We start from the raw sequence: 15,457 nt of genomic DNA on the forward strand, positions 1-15,457 counted from the left end.
GGGTAATGTTCGCGCTATTCTGCTTCCGGCGAGCGTGATATTCTTCACGCCGGACTATTTTCGGTCATCTGCTGACATCATTCACAACTATGCTGCCCATCAATCGCTCGCAACATCCTGTATTTGCATTGCTCTTTGCTATGCTGTTTTTCTTCTCCACTGCGCCGCTGACCTGGGCTCGCGCAGATAACAGCACTGATATTCCCTCGCGCAGTGAAATTCAGTCGCAGCTCGACACTCTGAATAAACAAAAAGAGCTCTCTCCTCAGGAGAAACTCACCCAGCAGGATCTAACGGAAACGCTGGAAAATATTGATAAGATTGAGCGCGTTAAAGCAGAAACCACCCAACTTCGTCAGAAGGTGGCGCAGGCGCCGGAGAACATGCGTAAGGCCACTGAAGCGCTGAGCGCGCTGAGTGACGTCGATAACGACGACGAAACGCGCAAGACGCTCTCCACGCTCTCCTTACGTCAGCTGGAATCGCGCGTCGCCCAGCTACTTGACGACCTGCAAACCGCACAGTCCGACCTCGCGACCTACAACAGCCAGCTTGTCTCCCTGCAAACCCAGCCCGAGCGCGTGCAAAATGCGATGTACACCGCGTCTCAGCAACTGCAGCAGATCCGCAACCGACTGAACGGCACGACGGTGGGCGAAGGCACGCTGCGCCCGACGCAGCAAACTCTGCTGCTGGTTCAGCAGTCGTTGCTCAATGCGCAAATCGAACAGCAGCGTAAAAGCCTGGAAGGGAACACGGTGCTGCAGGACACGCTTCAGAAACAGCGTGATTACGTGACGGCGAATATTAATCGCCTTGAACACCAGCTTCAGCTGTTGCAGGAAGCGGTAAACAGCAAACGTCTGACCCTGACGGAAAAAACCGCCCAGGAGGCCGTATCGCCGGACGAAACTGCCCGCATTCAGGCCAACCCGCTGGTGAAACAGGAGCTTGAGGCTAACCATCAGCTCAGCCAGCGCCTGATACTGGCGACAGAAAACGGCAACTCGCTGGTTCAGCAAAATATCAAGGTGAAAAACTGGCTGGATCGCGCGCTGCAGGCGGAACGCAATATTAAAGAGCAGATTGCGGTCCTGAAGGGCAGTCTCCTGCTGTCGCGTATTCTCTACCAGCAGCAGCAGACGCTGCCGTCCGCCGACGAGCTGGAGGACATGACCAACCGCATTGCGGATTTACGTCTGGAACAGTTTGACGTCAACCAGCAGCGCGATGCCCTTTTCCAGAGCGATACCTTCGTCGCCAAAATTGAAGAGGGCCATTCCAGCGACGTGAACCCTGAGGTGCATGACGCGCTGCTCCAGGTGGTGGATATGCGCCGCGAACTGCTGGACCAGCTCAACAAACAGCTGGGCAACCAGCTAATGATGGCGATTAACCTGCAGATCAACCAGCAGCAGCTGGTCAGCGTGTCAAAAAGCCTGCAGGAGATTTTGACGCAGCAGATTTTCTGGGTGAACAGCAACAAGCCGATGGACTGGGACTGGATTAAGTCCTTCCCGGAAACGCTGAAAACGCAGATTAAAAGCATGAAAATCACCGTGAACTGGGAAAAAGCCTGGCCTGCGGTAATGATTGCTTTCCTGGCCGGTTTACCGCTGCTGCTGATCGCCGGTCTTATTCGCTGGCGTTTGAAATGGCTGAAACAGTACCAGGCGAAGCTGGCGTCGGAAGTGGGGCAACTGCGCAACGACAGCCAGCTCCATACGCCAAAAGCGATTCTGATCGATCTCATTCGCGCGCTGCCGGTGTGCCTGATCATTCTGGCCGTGGGGCTGATTCTGCTCACGATGCAACTTAACGTCAGCGATCTGCTCTGGGCGTTCAGTAAAAAACTGGCGCTGTTCTGGCTGGTATTTGGCGTGTGCTGGAAGGTGCTGGAAAAAGACGGCGTGGCGGTGCGTCACTTCAACATGCCTGCTCAGCTAACCAGCCACTGGCGCCGTCAAATTGTGCGCGTCAGCCTGGCGCTCCTGCCGCTGCACTTCTGGTCGGTTATTTCTGAGCTTTCCCCGCTGCATCTGATGGATGATGTGCTGGGTCAGCTGGTCATTCTGCTGAACCTGCTGCTGATTGCCATCCTGATGTGGCCGATGTGCCGCGACAGCTGGCGCGATAAAGAGTCCCATAATCTTCGTCTGGCCACCGTGACGGTGCTGGCGATCATTCCGCTGGCGCTGATGGTGCTTACGGCAACGGGCTACTTCTACACCACGCTGCGTCTGTCCGGGCGCTGGATCGAGACGGTCTATCTGGTGATCGTCTGGAACCTGCTCTATCAGACCGTGCTGCGCGGCTTAAGCGTTGCGGCCCGCCGCATTGCTTACCGCCGTGCGATAGCGCGTCGTCAGCATCAGGTGAAAGAGGGGGCCGAAGGCGCGGAGCCGCAGGAAGAGCCGACCATCGCGCTGGAGCAGGTTAACCAGCAGACGCTGCGTATCACCATGCTGGTGATGATCGCCCTGTTTGCCGTGATGTTCTGGGCGATCTGGTCTGATTTAATTACCGTCTTCGCCTATCTCGACAGTATTACCCTCTGGCAATACAACGGTACCGAAGCTGGCGCGGCGGTGATGAAAAGCGTCACCATGGGCAGCCTGCTGTTTGCGCTGGTGTCTTCGGTGGTGGCCTGGGCGCTAATTCGCAACCTGCCGGGTCTGCTGGAAGTGCTGGTTCTGTCACGGCTGAACCTGCGCCAGGGGGCGTCATACGCCATCACCACCATCCTGAATTACGTCATCATTATTGTCGGCGCGATGACGGTATTCGGCTCGCTGGGCGTCTCGTGGGATAAACTGCAGTGGCTGGCGGCCGCTCTCTCGGTCGGTCTTGGTTTCGGCCTGCAGGAGATCTTCGGTAACTTCGTCTCTGGCCTGATCATCCTGTTCGAACGTCCTGTACGAATTGGCGATACCGTTACCATCGGTACCTTCTCCGGTACGGTCAGCAAGATCCGTATTCGTGCCACCACCATCACCGACTTCGATCGTAAAGAGGTGATTATCCCGAACAAAGCGTTCGTGACCGAGCGTCTGATCAACTGGTCGCTCTCGGATACCACCACGCGCGTGGTGATTCGCCTCGGCGTGGCCTACGGTTCCGATCTGGATAAAGTGAAAGAGGTATTGCTAAAAGCCGCTAAATCGCATCCAAAGGTCATGCACGATCCAGCGCCAGACGTGTTCTTCACCACCTTCGGGCCAAGTACGCTGGATCACGAACTGCGTTTATACGTGCGTGAACTGCGCGATCGCAGCTACACCGTGGACGAATTGAACCGCGCGATCGACCGCCTGTGCCGTGAAAACAACATTAACATCGCCTTCAACCAGCTTGAGGTTCACCTGCATAATGAGAAAGGCGATGAGCACACGGAAGTGAAGCGCGAGATTAAGGGAGATGACCCTCACCCAGCCCTCTCCCCGGAGGGGAGAGGGTAAAAAGCGAATCAATGCAGATCTTTCAAACCGCACCTAACGCTCCCCTCTCCCTCAAGGGAGAGGGTTAGGGTGAGGGCAACCGGCCTTCACCTTTCCTTCAAAATCCCGTCGCACAATCTCCAGTGCCTTCAGCACTGTCTCCGCCGGGATCTCATGATTCTCCAGCAGCATAATTAAATCGACGGCCAGCTTGACCTCATCGGGTGCATTTTCCAGTGACATAGATGTGGCTCCTGTTAACGGGTCAGGCGTTCAATCACGCGCTCAATTTCATCCAGCGCCTGACGGCAGCGAACGATGCGTCCTTCCAGTGCGCTAATCTCGCGCATCAATAGCTGCTGCTCTTCCAGCGTTTCGCTGTTGTTCAGGCGCGTTTCGCGCTCGCGTTTCATCTCAAACAGGCGACGCTCGAACTCCTGGTTCTCCAGCCGCTTGCGCTGCCATTTTCCGAGCCCAGGCGAGGCGCTGTCCCAGGCGCGCAGCGGCCAGGCGGCGATTTCACGATGCATAGCAGTGATCTGCTCAGTGAGATGCTCTGCGAGCCACTGAGCCTGCTCCAGCTGTTCACTCTCAACCGCGTGACGAAGCTCGTCAAGGTTGGTCTGCGCCTCCGCAAGATAATCCTGAATTAAGGTACTGCGGGTGCGGAACAGCTGACGGTCAAAGCGCGGCTTCACCGTGGCGTGGCCCATCAGCGGCGTGGCCTGAGTCCGCAGTGTTGTTAGCTGATTTTGCAGCGTCTCAAGAAGCAAGGCTGTTTTCAAGGCGCTCTCCAGTGGTAAAGTAGCCGTTCAGTTTGATAACGATTCGCATTATGCAGCGTACTATTTTAATCATCATTGGCTGGCTCGCGGTAGTGCTGGGCACGCTGGGCGTGGTTTTGCCCTTGCTGCCTACCACGCCGTTCATCCTGCTGGCGGCCTGGTGCTTCGCCCGGTCGTCGCCGCGTTTTCACCACTGGTTGCTCTACCGCTCGTGGTTTGGCGGTTACCTGCGCCACTGGCAAAAACACCGGGCCATGCCGCCCGGCGCCAAGCCTCGCGCGATCGCGGTGATCCTCATTACCTTCGCAATCTCACTCTGGCTGGTGAAAATGATGTGGGTGCGGATCCTGCTGCTGTTCATTCTGACCTGCCTGCTGATCTTCATGTGGCGGATCCCCGTGGTTGATGAAAAGCAACAAAAGCACTGAAGCCTCATAATGGCTGTTGCAATTATTGCGTACAGCCAGTAAATTCGACCGTTTTCGAGCACAGGCGCGCCTGGTTAAAGGTTAAACAATTGTTACCTTTGCCGACTCGTTGCGCGCCGTGAGTAACACTGTTTCATTTAGGCACAAACCGATGACCGCAACTGCACAGCAGCTTGAATATCTGAAAAACAGCATCAAAAGCATCCAGGACTATCCAAAGCCTGGCATTCTTTTCCGTGATGTCACCAGCTTGCTGGAAGACCCGAAAGCGTACGCGCTCAGCATTGAACTGCTGGTCGAGCGTTATAAAAACGCCGGGATCACCAAAGTAGTAGGTACCGAAGCCCGTGGCTTCCTGTTTGGCGCACCGGTTGCGCTGGCGATGGGCGTGGGTTTTGTGCCGGTGCGTAAGCCGCGCAAGCTGCCGCGTGAAACCATCGCGGAGAGCTACGAGCTGGAGTACGGCACCGATCAGCTGGAAATCCACGTTGATGCCATCAAGCCAGGCGACAAAGTGCTGGTGGTGGACGATCTGCTGGCAACCGGCGGCACCATTGAAGCCACCGTGAAGTTGATCCGCCGTCTGGGTGGAGAAGTGACCGACGCGGCATTCATCATCAACCTGTTCGATCTCGGCGGTGAACAGCGCCTGGAAAAACAGGGCATTACCAGCTACAGCCTGGTGCCTTTCCCGGGTCACTAATCCCGGTTTTCACAACCTCGCTCAATGGGTGAGGTTGTGGTAGCATTCCCCTCCATAAATTCACCTTCCAGCGTTGCAGAGCCTGCCCATGAGTTATCAGGTGTTAGCCCGTAAATGGCGACCACAAACCTTTGCTGACGTTGTCGGTCAGGAACATGTGCTGACGGCCCTGGCGAACGGCTTGTCGCTAGGTCGCATCCATCACGCCTATCTTTTTTCCGGCACCCGCGGCGTCGGTAAGACCTCTATTGCCCGTTTGCTGGCGAAAGGTCTCAACTGCGAAACCGGGATCACCGCCACCCCTTGCGGCGTGTGCGATAACTGCCGGGAGATCGAGCAGGGGCGTTTTGTCGATCTGATTGAGATTGACGCCGCCTCGCGCACCAAAGTGGAAGATACCCGCGATCTGCTCGACAACGTGCAGTACGCCCCGGCGCGTGGCCGCTTCAAGGTCTACCTGATCGATGAAGTGCACATGCTGTCGCGCCACAGTTTTAACGCCCTGCTGAAAACGCTGGAAGAGCCGCCCGCGCACGTTAAATTCCTGCTGGCGACCACCGATCCGCAAAAGCTGCCGGTCACGATCCTGTCGCGCTGCCTGCAGTTCCATCTGAAGGCGCTGGACGTTGAGCAGATCCGCGCGCAGCTTGAGCACATTCTCGATGAAGAGAATATTGTCCACGAACCGCGCGCCCTGCAGCTGCTGGCCCGCGCGGCGGACGGCAGCCTCCGTGATGCGCTGAGCCTGACCGATCAGGCGATTGCCAGCGGTGACGGTAAGCTCTCCACCGAGGCGGTCAGCACCATGCTCGGCACGCTGGATGACGATCAGGCGCTGTCGCTTATCGAAGCGATGATTGCCGCCAACGGTGAGCGCGTGATGTCGCTGGTCGACGCCGCCGCGGGGCGGGGGATTGAATGGGAAGCGCTGCTGGTCGAGATGCTCAGCCTGCTGCACCGCGTGGCGATGCTGCAGCTTTCACCGTCCGCCATCGGTGCGGACATGGCCGCCATTGAACAGCGGATGCGTGAACTTGCCCGCACCGTGCCGCCTGCCGACGTACAGTTGTATTACCAGACGCTGCTGATTGGCCGCAAAGAGCTGCCGTTAGCGCCTGATCCACGTATGGGCGTTGAAATGACGCTGCTGCGCGCGCTGGCGTTCCACCCGCGTATGCCGTTGCCGGAGCCTGAAGTGCCGCGGCAGTCTTTCGCCCCGGTCGCCCCTACGGCGGTGATGTCGCCGCAGCAGGTGCCACCGCAGCCGACACCGCCGCCGCAGCAAAACGTGCCGCTGTCGGATGCCACCAGTTCGGTGCTTGCCGCACGCAGCCAGCTGCAGCGTGCGCAGGGAGTAACCAAACCAAAAAAGAGTGAACCGGCAGCGCCAGGAAGAGCGCGGCCGGTCAACAACGCCGCGCTTGAACGACTGGCCTCGGTAACGGAGCGCGTACAGTCGCGTCCGGCACCGTCCGCGCTCGAGCAGAAAGCCCCGGTGAAAGAAGAGGCTTACCGCTGGAAGGCAACCACCATTACTGAAACGGTGAAGGAAGAGGTCGCCACGCCAAAAGCGCTGAAAAAGGCGCTGGAGCATGAGAAAACGCCGGAGCTTTCCGCGAAGCTTGCCGAAGAGTCTATCGCGCGGGACGCCTGGGCCGCCGAGGTCAGCAAACTCCAGCTGCCGAAGCTGGTGGAGCAGGTCGCGCTGAACGCCTGGAAAGAGCAGGACGGCAATCAGGTGCGTCTGCACCTGCGTCCGGGCCAGCGGCACCTCAATTCCCCTGGCGCGCAAAAGGCGCTGGCCGAGGCGCTTGCTGCTTTACAGGGCTCACCGGTTGAATTGACTATCATTGAAGATGATAATCCGGCAGTGAAAACGCCGCTCGAGTGGCGCCAGGCCATTTATGAAGAGAAGCTCGCGCAGGCGCGCGAGGCGATAATTGCGGATAACAACATTCAGACCCTGCGCCGGTTCTTCGACGCCGATCTGGATGAAGAGAGTATTCGCCCCATTTGATCGTGAGTCTGACTTACGGTTGTAATCCTTAAACGTGAAAAAGAGAGAAGCCTATGTTTGGTGGAAAAGGCGGTCTGGGTGGCCTGATGAAGCAGGCTCAGCAGATGCAGGAAAAAATGCAGAAGATGCAGGAAGAGATCGCTCAGCTGGAAGTCACGGGTGAATCCGGTGCCGGTCTGGTCAAGGTGACCATCAACGGTGCGCACAACTGCCGTCGCGTGGAAATCGACCCGAGCCTCCTCGAAGACGACAAAGAGATGCTGGAAGATCTGGTTGCAGCCGCGTTTAACGATGCCGCTCGCCGTATCGACGAAACCCAGAAAGAGAAAATGGCCTCTGTTTCCAGCGGTATGCAGCTGCCGCCTGGCTTCAAGATGCCATTCTGATGCAAACCAGTCCGCTGCTCACGCAGTTAATGGAAGCGCTGCGCTGCCTGCCGGGCGTTGGCCCGAAGTCGGCGCAGCGCATGGCGTTTACGCTATTGCAGCGCGACCGCAGCGGCGGGATGCGCCTGGCGCAGGCTTTGACCCGCGCCATGTCAGAAATTGGTCACTGTGCGGATTGCCGCACCTTTACCGAGCAGGACGTGTGTAACATCTGTACGAACCCGCGTCGTCAGGAAAACGGTCAGATTTGCGTGGTGGAGAGTCCGGCGGACATCTACGCCATCGAACAAACCGGGCAGTTTTCGGGTCGCTACTTCGTGCTGATGGGGCATCTCTCCCCGCTCGACGGCATTGGCCCGGATGATATCGGTCTTGACCGCCTTGAACAGCGTCTTGAGTCCGAAACGATCAAAGAGGTGATCCTCGCCACCAACCCAACGGTGGAAGGGGAGGCAACCGCCAACTACATCGCCGAGCTGTGCGCGCAGTACGGCGTTGATGCCAGCCGCATCGCCCACGGCGTGCCGGTGGGCGGCGAGCTGGAGATGGTCGATGGCACCACGCTGTCGCACTCGCTGGCCGGACGCCACAAGATTATTTTCTGACCAAACGGAGGCTGCGCGCGCGGCCTCCGCTTGAAAATTTCTCCCCTTATCCCCATCTCTCCCTCAACGTTTTAAAACCCCATTAAATGGCATTGTTGAGGTCGACTTAGATGAAAGGACAAGAAACCCGTGGTTTCCAGTCAGAAGTAAAACAGCTTCTGCACCTGATGATCCATTCCCTGTATTCCAACAAAGAAATTTTCCTGCGTGAGCTGATTTCCAACGCCTCCGATGCGGCGGACAAGCTGCGCTTCCGCGCGCTGTCCAACCCGGATCTGTACGAAGGCGACGGCGAGCTGCGCGTGCGCGTCTCTTTCAACAAAGAGAACCGCACCCTGACCATCGCCGATAACGGCATCGGGATGAACCGCGACGAGGTGATCGACCACCTCGGAACCATCGCCAAATCCGGCACCAAAGCGTTCCTCGAGTCCATGGGCTCTGACCAGGCGAAAGACAGCCAGCTGATCGGCCAGTTCGGCGTCGGTTTCTACTCGGCGTTCATTGTGGCCGACAAAGTTACCGTGCGCACCCGTGCGGCGGGCGACAGCGCCGAGAACGGCGTGCTGTGGGAATCCAAAGGGGAAGGCGAGTACACCGTTGATGACATCACCAAAGCGGATCGCGGGACTGAAATCACCCTGCACCTGCGCGAAGGCGAAGACGATTTCCTGAACGACTGGCGCGTGCGCTCCATCATCAGCAAGTATTCCGATCACATCGCCCTGCCGGTGGAGATTGAAAAACAGGAAGAGAAAGACGGTGAAACCGTGGTCTCCTGGGAGAAGATCAACAAGGCTCAGGCGCTGTGGACGCGCAACAAGTCGGAAATTAAAGACGACGAATACAACGAGTTCTACAAGCACATCGCCCACGACTTTACCGACCCGCTGACCTGGAGCCACAACCGTGTGGAAGGTAAGCAGGAGTACACCAGCCTGCTGTACATCCCGGCGCAGGCGCCGTGGGACATGTGGAACCGCGATCACAAGCACGGCCTGAAGCTGTACGTGCAGCGCGTGTTCATTATGGACGACGCCGAGCAGTTCATGCCGAACTACCTGCGCTTTGTACGCGGTCTGATAGATTCCAACGATCTGCCGCTGAACGTTTCGCGTGAAATTCTGCAGGACAGCACCGTCACCCGTAACCTGCGCAACGCCCTGACCAAACGTGCGCTGCAGATGCTGGAAAAACTGGCGAAAGACGATGCCGAAAAATACCAGACCTTCTGGAAACAGTTCGGCCTGGTGCTGAAAGAAGGCCCGGCTGAAGACATGGCGAACGTTGAAACCATCGCCAAACTGCTGCGCTTTGCCTCTACGCACACCGACTCCTCCGCGCAGACCGTGTCGCTGGAAGAGTACATCTCCCGTATGAAAGAAGGGCAGGAGAAGATTTACTACATCACCGCCGACAGCTACGCGGCGGCGAAGAGCAGCCCGCACCTGGAGCTGCTGCGTAAGAAAGGCATCGAAGTGCTGCTGCTTTCTGACCGCATCGACGAGTGGATGATGAACTACCTGACCGAGTTCGACGGGAAGGCGTTCCAGTCTGTCGCTAAAGCGGACGAATCCATCGACAAGCTGGCTGATGAAGTGGACGAAAGCGCGAAAGAAGCCGAGAAGGCGCTGGAGCCGTTCGTTGAACGCGTGAAAACCCTGCTGGGTGACCGCGTGAAAGAGGTGCGCTTCACGCATCGTCTGACCGACACCCCGGCGATTGTCACCACCGATGCCGACGAAATGAGCACCCAGATGGCGAAGCTGTTCGCCGCGGCGGGCCAGGCGGTGCCGGAAGTGAAATATATCTTTGAGCTTAATCCGGATCATCCGCTGGTGAAACGCGCCGCGGATACCCAGGACGACGCCCGCTTTGCCGAGTGGGTTGAACTGCTGCTGGATCAGTCCCTGCTGGCCGAGCGCGGCACGCTAGAGGATCCTAACCTGTTCATTAAACGTGTGAATGCGCTGCTGCTGGCGTAATTGACCACGCCCCCCTGGTCTTCTCCCTCTCCCCGTGGGAGAGGGCCGGGGTGAGGGCACCAGACCGCACAACTCCAAATAATCTCCCCCCATTAACCGTTTCAGCCTTCCCGCCTTCCTTGAGCGATGCCCATTCTGGTGGTATTGTTTAGCGCTTTTGAAAAATTGAAACGACTTTTGAGGGGATTTTCGCAATGCGTATTATTCTGCTTGGCGCTCCGGGCGCGGGTAAAGGAACTCAGGCTCAGTTCATCATGGAGAAATACGGTATTCCGCAAATCTCCACCGGTGACATGCTGCGCGCCGCTGTTAAATCTGGCTCCGAGCTGGGTAAACAAGCGAAAGACATCATGGACGCGGGCAAGCTGGTAACCGACGAGCTGGTTATTGCTCTGGTCAAAGAGCGCATTGCTCAGGAAGACTGCCGTAACGGTTTCCTACTGGACGGCTTCCCACGCACCATTCCTCAGGCTGACGCCATGAAAGAAGCGGGCATCAACGTGGACTACGTTCTGGAGTTTGACGTACCGGACGAGCTGATCGTTGACCGCATCGTTGGCCGCCGCGTGCACGCTGCTTCTGGCCGCGTTTACCACATCAAATTCAACCCGCCTAAGGTTGAAGGCAAAGACGACGTGACCGGCGAAGAGCTGACCACCCGTAAAGACGATCAGGAAGAGACCGTGCGTAAACGCCTGGTGGAATACCATCAGATGACCGCGCCGCTGATCGGCTACTACACTAAAGAAGCGCAGGCGGGTAACACCAAATACGCGAAAGTTGACGGCACCAAAGCCGTGGCTGACGTTCGTGCAGAGCTGGAAAAAATCCTCGGCTAATTGCGCGCCTCTCACCCGGGCTCCCGGGTGAGAAATATTCTCATCTCACCTATTACAGCAATGGGTTTCGTTTAAACGCATTTCCGCTACAATTGACAACCTATCAAATGGTTAAGAGGCGTGAATGAGTCAGGCGAAAACCGGCATCCTGCTTGCCAATCTGGGCACTCCAGAAGCACCCACTCCAGACGCGGTAAAACGCTATCTGCGACAATTTTTAAGCGACACGCGCGTCGTGGATTTTCCGAGACTGCTGTGGTGGCCGCTGCTGCGTGGCGTCATTCTGCCGATTCGCTCTCCGCGCGTTGCCAAACTCTATCAGTCCGTCTGGATGGAAGAGGGCTCGCCGCTGATGGTGTACAGCCGTCGTCAGGAAAAAGCGCTGGCCGCCCGCCTGCCGGAGATGCCCGTCGCGCTCGGTATGAGCTACGGCAAACCGTCCCTGAAAAGCGCGGTGGACTCGCTGCTGGCGCAGGGGGTGGACCATATCGTCGTGCTGGCGCTTTACCCGCAGTACTCCTGCTCGACGGTGGCCGCCGTCTGGGACGAGCTGGCCCGCATTCTGGCAACCCGCCGCCGCATTCCTGGCGTGACCTTTATTCGCGATTACGCTGATAACGAGCTTTATATTAAAGCACTTGCCAACAGCGCCCGTGCGTCGTTTGAAAAACACGGCGAGCCGGATCTGCTGCTGCTTTCCTACCACGGGATCCCTCAGCGTTTCGCTAATGAAGGGGATGATTACCCGCAGCGCTGCCGCGATACCACGCGCGAGCTGGTCTCCGCCCTCGGCCTGCCGCCGGAGAAGGTGATGATGACCTTCCAGTCGCGCTTTGGCCGTGAGCCGTGGCTGACGCCGTACACCGATGAAACCCTTAAAATGCTCGGCGAGAAGGGCGTGAAGCACATCCAGGTGATGTCACCGGGCTTTTCGGCAGACTGTCTGGAAACGCTGGAGGAGATCGCGGTGCAAAACCGGGAGTTTTTCCTTGAGGCCGGGGGCGAAAAGTATGAGTACATTCCGGCGCTTAACGACTCGCCTGAACATATCGACATGATGGTCTCGCTGGTGACGAACAGCCGCTGATCGCACTCCGGGCCGGGTTTGTGCTACCATTCCCGGCCCATATTCTTCGTACAGTTCAGACCATGAAATTTCCCGGTAAACGCAAATCTAAACATTACTTCCCCGTTGATGCCCGCGATCCGCTCCTGCAGCAAATCCAGCCAGAAAATGAAACCAGCGCGGCGTGGGTCGTCGGTATCGATCAGACGCTGGTGGACATTGAAGCGAAAGTCGATGATGCGTTTGTCGCCCGTTACGGTCTGAGCGCCGGTCACTCGCTGGTCATTGAGGACGACGTTGCCGAAGCGCTGTACCAGGAGCTGGTGCGCGAAAACCTGATTACCCATCAGTTTGCCGGTGGCACCATCGGCAACACCATGCACAACTACTCCGTGCTGGCAGACGACCGCTCGGTGCTGCTCGGCGTGATGTGCAGCAATATCGAAATCGGGGGCTACGCCTACCGTTACCTGTGCAACACCTCCAGCCGTACCGATCTGAACTATCTCCAGGGCGTTGACGGGCCGATTGGCCGCTGTTTTACGCTGATCGGTGAGTCCGGCGAACGTACCTTTGCCATCAGCCCGGGTCATATGAACAAGCTGCGCGCGGAAAGCATTCCCGAAGAGGTGATCGCGGGCGCCTCTGCGCTGGTTCTGACCTCCTACTTGGTGCGCTGTAAGCCGGGCGAGCCGATGCCGGAAGCGACCATGAAGGCGATTGAGTACGCCAAAAAGTACGATGTGCCGGTGGTGTTAACCCTGGGCACGAAATTCGTGATTGCCGATAACCCGGAGTGGTGGCAGGCGTTCCTGAAAGAGCACGTCTCGATTCTGGCGATGAACGAAGAAGAGGCCGAAGCGCTGACCGGTGAAAGCGATCCGCTATTGGCGTCTGATAAAGCGCTGGACTGGGTGGACCTGGTGCTCTGCACCGCCGGCCCTGTCGGGCTGTATATGGCGGGCTTCACTGAGGAAGAGAGCAAACGCAAAACCCAGCACCCGCTGCTGCCGGGCGCGATTGCCGAGTTCAACCAGTACGAGTTCAGCCGCGGCATGCGCCATAAAGATTGCGTGAACCCTCTGCGTATCTACTCCCACATCGCGCCGTACATGGGCGGGCCGGAGAAGATCATGAACACCAACGGTGCGGGTGACGGCGCGCTGGCCGCGCTGCTGCACGACATTACCGCTAACGCCTACCACAAAACCAACGTGCCGAACTCCAGCAAGCACAAGTTCAGCTGGCTGACCTATTCGTCGCTGGCGCAGGTGTGTAAATATGCCAACCGCGTGAGCTATCAGGTGCTGAACCAGCATTCACCGCGCTTAACGCGTGGGCTGCCGGAACGGGAAGACAGCCTTGAAGAGGCTTATTGGGACAGGTAAAAGCAAAACGGCAACCTGTGGTTGCCGTTTTTAGTGTTTGTTCCCTCTCCCTGTGGGAGAGGGTTAGGGTGAGGGCATCAGGCCGCACCAAATTACCCCGTAACAGCCTCTTCAGCTGGCGGTTTCGCCAGCAGCGTCAGCATCGTATTCGCAATTTCGCGCTCGCCCATCACCACCTGATTTGCACCGCGCTCGGTAATGTACTCCACCTCGTCGTCATAGTGTGCACGGGCGATAATCTCAATTGTTGGGCACTTTTCGCGCGCGGAGGCCACAATCTCGCCCGCTTCATAGCCGTTCGGAATCGTCAGCAATAGCCAGCGGGCACAGTCCAGATGCGCCAGCTCCATGATCTCTTCGTTCGCCGCATTGCCCAGCACCGCGCGAATACCGCGCTCGCGCAGTTCGTCGACGCGGGTGCGCGACGTTTCTATCACCACCAGCGGGATCCCTTGCGCCATCAGCTTCTCACCGAGCAGGCTGCCGACGCGGCCAAAGCCCACCAGCAGGGCATGGTTACAGATATCTACCGGGATCTGCTTCTCTTCCTCGATGGCCTCTTCAAGCGTTTGTTCTTCCAGCGTTTCGGTTTTATCGAGGTATTTTTCCAGCAGGGCAAACAGTACCGGGTTCAGCATAATCGACAGAATCGCTCCCGCCAGCACCAGATTTTGCCCGGCCTGCGGCAGCAGGTTGAGGGCCATACCCAGACCGGCGAGGATAAAGGCGAACTCACCAATCTGCGCCAGGCTGGCGGCGATGGTCAAAGCCGTCCGCGGGGAGTGGCCGAACATCCGCACCAGGAAGAAGGCGGCGAGCGACTTACCAAAGATGATGATCGCCAGCGTGCCCAGCACGGCCAGCGGCTGGTGAATCAGAACCATCGGATCAAACAGCATGCCGACGGAGACAAAGAACAACACGGCGAAGGCGTCGCGCAGCGGCAGGGTATCGTGCGCCGCGCGGTGGCTCAGCTCGGACTCGTTCAGCACCATCCCGGCGAAGAAAGCGCCCAGCGCGAAGGAGACATCAAACAACTCGACAGCGCCAAAGGCAATGCCCAGCGCCAGCGCCAGCACGGAGAGGGTAAACAGCTCGCGGGAGCCGGTCGCCGCGCTGCGGGACATGATCCACGGCACCAGACGCCGGCCCACCAGCATCATGATGGCGATAAACGCCACCACCTTGCCGATGGTGATGCTCATGTCCAGCGCCAGCGAGGCGAAGCCGATGTTCTCTTTTTCCATCATTCCGGCGACGGCGGGCAGCAGGACCAGCGTCAGCACCATCACCAGATCTTCCACAATCAGCCAGCCGATCGCGATCTGCCCGCGCTGGCTGTCTATCAGTTGCCTCTCTTCAAGCGCGCGCAGCAGCACCACGGTACTGGCGGTTGAGAGGCACAGCCCAAATACGATGCCGGTCATCAGCGACCAGCCAAGCACTGCGGAAAGCGCCATCCCCAGCAGCGTCGCCACCCCTATCTGGGCGAGCGCTCCTGGTATGGCAATCGACTTTACCGCCATCAAATCCTTCAGGGAGAAGTGCAGACCGACGCCAAACATCAGCAGGATCACGCCCAGTTCCGCCAGCTCAGGCGCCAGTTTGGTATCCGCCACGAAGCCTGGCGTGAAAGGTCCCGCCAGTACACCCGCTAACAAATAGCCGACAAGAGGAGAAATACGCAGCTTATTGGCAATCATGCCAAGGATAAAAGCGAGCACAAGTCCACCAACAATGGTGGTAATAAGCGGTGTGGCGTGGTGCATTCCGTCTCCTTTCGTGGTGGGGGTTCCATTTTTGGCGTAAATACCAAAA

The 15,457-nt window shown here is 57.9% G+C and carries 13 protein-coding genes and 1 other annotated feature; of the genes, 10 read left to right on the forward strand and 3 right to left on the reverse strand.

Annotated elements, in window-relative coordinates; all coding sequences use genetic code 11:
* Positions 1–89: 89 nt before the first annotated feature.
* Positions 90–3,458 (forward strand): mechanosensitive channel MscK, encoded by a 3,369-nt coding sequence (gene mscK / locus HBM95_05455; protein ID NIH42385.1) that lies wholly within the window; start codon positions 90–92, stop codon positions 3,456–3,458.
* Between the two features lie 51 nt (positions 3,459–3,509).
* Here the strand turns inward: mscK and rsmS are convergent, their stop codons facing one another.
* Positions 3,510–3,680, reverse strand: a complete 171-nt coding sequence (rsmS, locus tag HBM95_05460) for a pleiotropic regulatory protein RsmS (protein ID NIH42386.1) — start codon at positions 3,678–3,680, stop codon at positions 3,510–3,512.
* Positions 3,681–3,694: 14 nt separating this feature from the next.
* On the reverse strand, positions 3,695–4,222 hold the full coding sequence (priC, locus tag HBM95_05465; GenBank protein ID NIH42387.1) for a primosomal replication protein N'': 528 nt from the start codon (positions 4,220–4,222) through the stop codon (positions 3,695–3,697).
* A 50-nt stretch (positions 4,223–4,272) separates the two neighbouring features.
* On the opposite strand from priC, the gene HBM95_05470 reads away from it, so the two are divergent.
* The 9 genes from HBM95_05470 (at position 4,273) to HBM95_05510 (ending at position 13,639) form a co-directional block, all read left to right on the forward strand.
* The gene (locus HBM95_05470) at positions 4,273–4,650 is read left to right on the forward strand and encodes a DUF454 family protein (protein ID NIH42388.1); all 378 of its coding nucleotides are present in this window, start codon (positions 4,273–4,275) and stop codon (positions 4,648–4,650) included.
* A 151-nt stretch (positions 4,651–4,801) separates the two neighbouring features.
* On the forward strand, positions 4,802–5,353 hold the full coding sequence (apt, locus tag HBM95_05475; GenBank protein NIH42389.1) for an adenine phosphoribosyltransferase: 552 nt from the start codon (positions 4,802–4,804) through the stop codon (positions 5,351–5,353).
* 88 nt (positions 5,354–5,441) lie between these two features.
* Complete coding sequence (gene dnaX / locus HBM95_05480) at positions 5,442–7,370, forward strand: DNA polymerase III subunit gamma/tau (GenBank protein NIH42390.1); 1,929 nt, start codon at positions 5,442–5,444, stop codon at positions 7,368–7,370.
* Positions 6,700–6,764 (forward strand) — a sequence feature (DnaX frameshifting element). (Overlaps the previous gene by 65 nt.)
* Positions 7,371–7,423: 53 nt before the next feature.
* Entirely contained in the window at positions 7,424–7,756 is a 333-nt protein-coding gene (locus tag HBM95_05485) for a YbaB/EbfC family nucleoid-associated protein (protein ID NIH42391.1), read from the forward strand.
* The gene (recR, locus tag HBM95_05490) at positions 7,756–8,361 is read left to right on the forward strand and encodes a recombination protein RecR (protein NIH42392.1); all 606 of its coding nucleotides are present in this window, start codon (positions 7,756–7,758) and stop codon (positions 8,359–8,361) included. Before HBM95_05485 ends, recR begins: the two co-directional genes overlap by 1 nt.
* A gap of 110 nt (positions 8,362–8,471) precedes the next feature.
* Positions 8,472–10,346 (forward strand): molecular chaperone HtpG, encoded by a 1,875-nt coding sequence (gene htpG / locus HBM95_05495; GenBank protein NIH42393.1) that lies wholly within the window; start codon positions 8,472–8,474, stop codon positions 10,344–10,346.
* A 194-nt stretch (positions 10,347–10,540) separates the two neighbouring features.
* Positions 10,541–11,185 carry an adenylate kinase gene (adk, locus tag HBM95_05500; GenBank protein ID NIH42394.1) on the forward strand — a complete coding sequence of 215 codons (645 nt, stop codon included), beginning with the start codon at positions 10,541–10,543 and terminating at the stop codon, positions 11,183–11,185.
* Between the two features lie 124 nt (positions 11,186–11,309).
* Positions 11,310–12,272: a ferrochelatase gene (hemH, locus tag HBM95_05505; GenBank protein NIH42395.1), complete on the forward strand. Its 963-nt coding sequence runs from the start codon at positions 11,310–11,312 to the stop codon at positions 12,270–12,272.
* Between the two features lie 62 nt (positions 12,273–12,334).
* Positions 12,335–13,639 carry an inosine/guanosine kinase gene (locus HBM95_05510; GenBank protein ID NIH42396.1) on the forward strand — a complete coding sequence of 435 codons (1,305 nt, stop codon included), beginning with the start codon at positions 12,335–12,337 and terminating at the stop codon, positions 13,637–13,639.
* Between the two features lie 92 nt (positions 13,640–13,731).
* Here HBM95_05510 and HBM95_05515 read toward each other — a convergent pair whose 3' ends face one another.
* Positions 13,732–15,408 carry a Kef family K(+) transporter gene (locus HBM95_05515; GenBank protein NIH42397.1) on the reverse strand — a complete coding sequence of 559 codons (1,677 nt, stop codon included), beginning with the start codon at positions 15,406–15,408 and terminating at the stop codon, positions 13,732–13,734.
* Between the last annotated feature and the right edge of the window lie 49 nt (positions 15,409–15,457).

The organism is Enterobacter asburiae (assembly GCA_011754535.1).
GTDB classification, from domain to species: domain Bacteria; phylum Pseudomonadota; class Gammaproteobacteria; order Enterobacterales; family Enterobacteriaceae; genus Enterobacter; species Enterobacter cloacae_N.

Bases quoted from the DNA above. Each gene is read 5' to 3' on its own strand.
- mscK (NIH42385.1), top strand. From the start codon at position 90: ATGCTGCCCATCAATCGCTCGCAACATCCTGTATTTGCATTGCTCTTT.
- rsmS (NIH42386.1), bottom strand. From the start codon at position 3,680: ATGTCACTGGAAAATGCACCCGATGAGGTCAAGCTGGCCGTCGATTTA.
- HBM95_05470 (NIH42388.1), top strand. From the start codon at position 4,273: ATGCAGCGTACTATTTTAATCATCATTGGCTGGCTCGCGGTAGTGCTG.
- apt (NIH42389.1), top strand. From the start codon at position 4,802: ATGACCGCAACTGCACAGCAGCTTGAATATCTGAAAAACAGCATCAAA.
- dnaX (NIH42390.1), top strand. From the start codon at position 5,442: ATGAGTTATCAGGTGTTAGCCCGTAAATGGCGACCACAAACCTTTGCT.
- HBM95_05485 (NIH42391.1), top strand. From the start codon at position 7,424: ATGTTTGGTGGAAAAGGCGGTCTGGGTGGCCTGATGAAGCAGGCTCAG.
- recR (NIH42392.1), top strand. From the start codon at position 7,756: ATGCAAACCAGTCCGCTGCTCACGCAGTTAATGGAAGCGCTGCGCTGC.
- htpG (NIH42393.1), top strand. From the start codon at position 8,472: ATGAAAGGACAAGAAACCCGTGGTTTCCAGTCAGAAGTAAAACAGCTT.
- adk (NIH42394.1), top strand. From the start codon at position 10,541: ATGCGTATTATTCTGCTTGGCGCTCCGGGCGCGGGTAAAGGAACTCAG.
- hemH (NIH42395.1), top strand. From the start codon at position 11,310: ATGAGTCAGGCGAAAACCGGCATCCTGCTTGCCAATCTGGGCACTCCA.
- HBM95_05510 (NIH42396.1), top strand. From the start codon at position 12,335: ATGAAATTTCCCGGTAAACGCAAATCTAAACATTACTTCCCCGTTGAT.
- HBM95_05515 (NIH42397.1), bottom strand. From the start codon at position 15,408: ATGCACCACGCCACACCGCTTATTACCACCATTGTTGGTGGACTTGTG.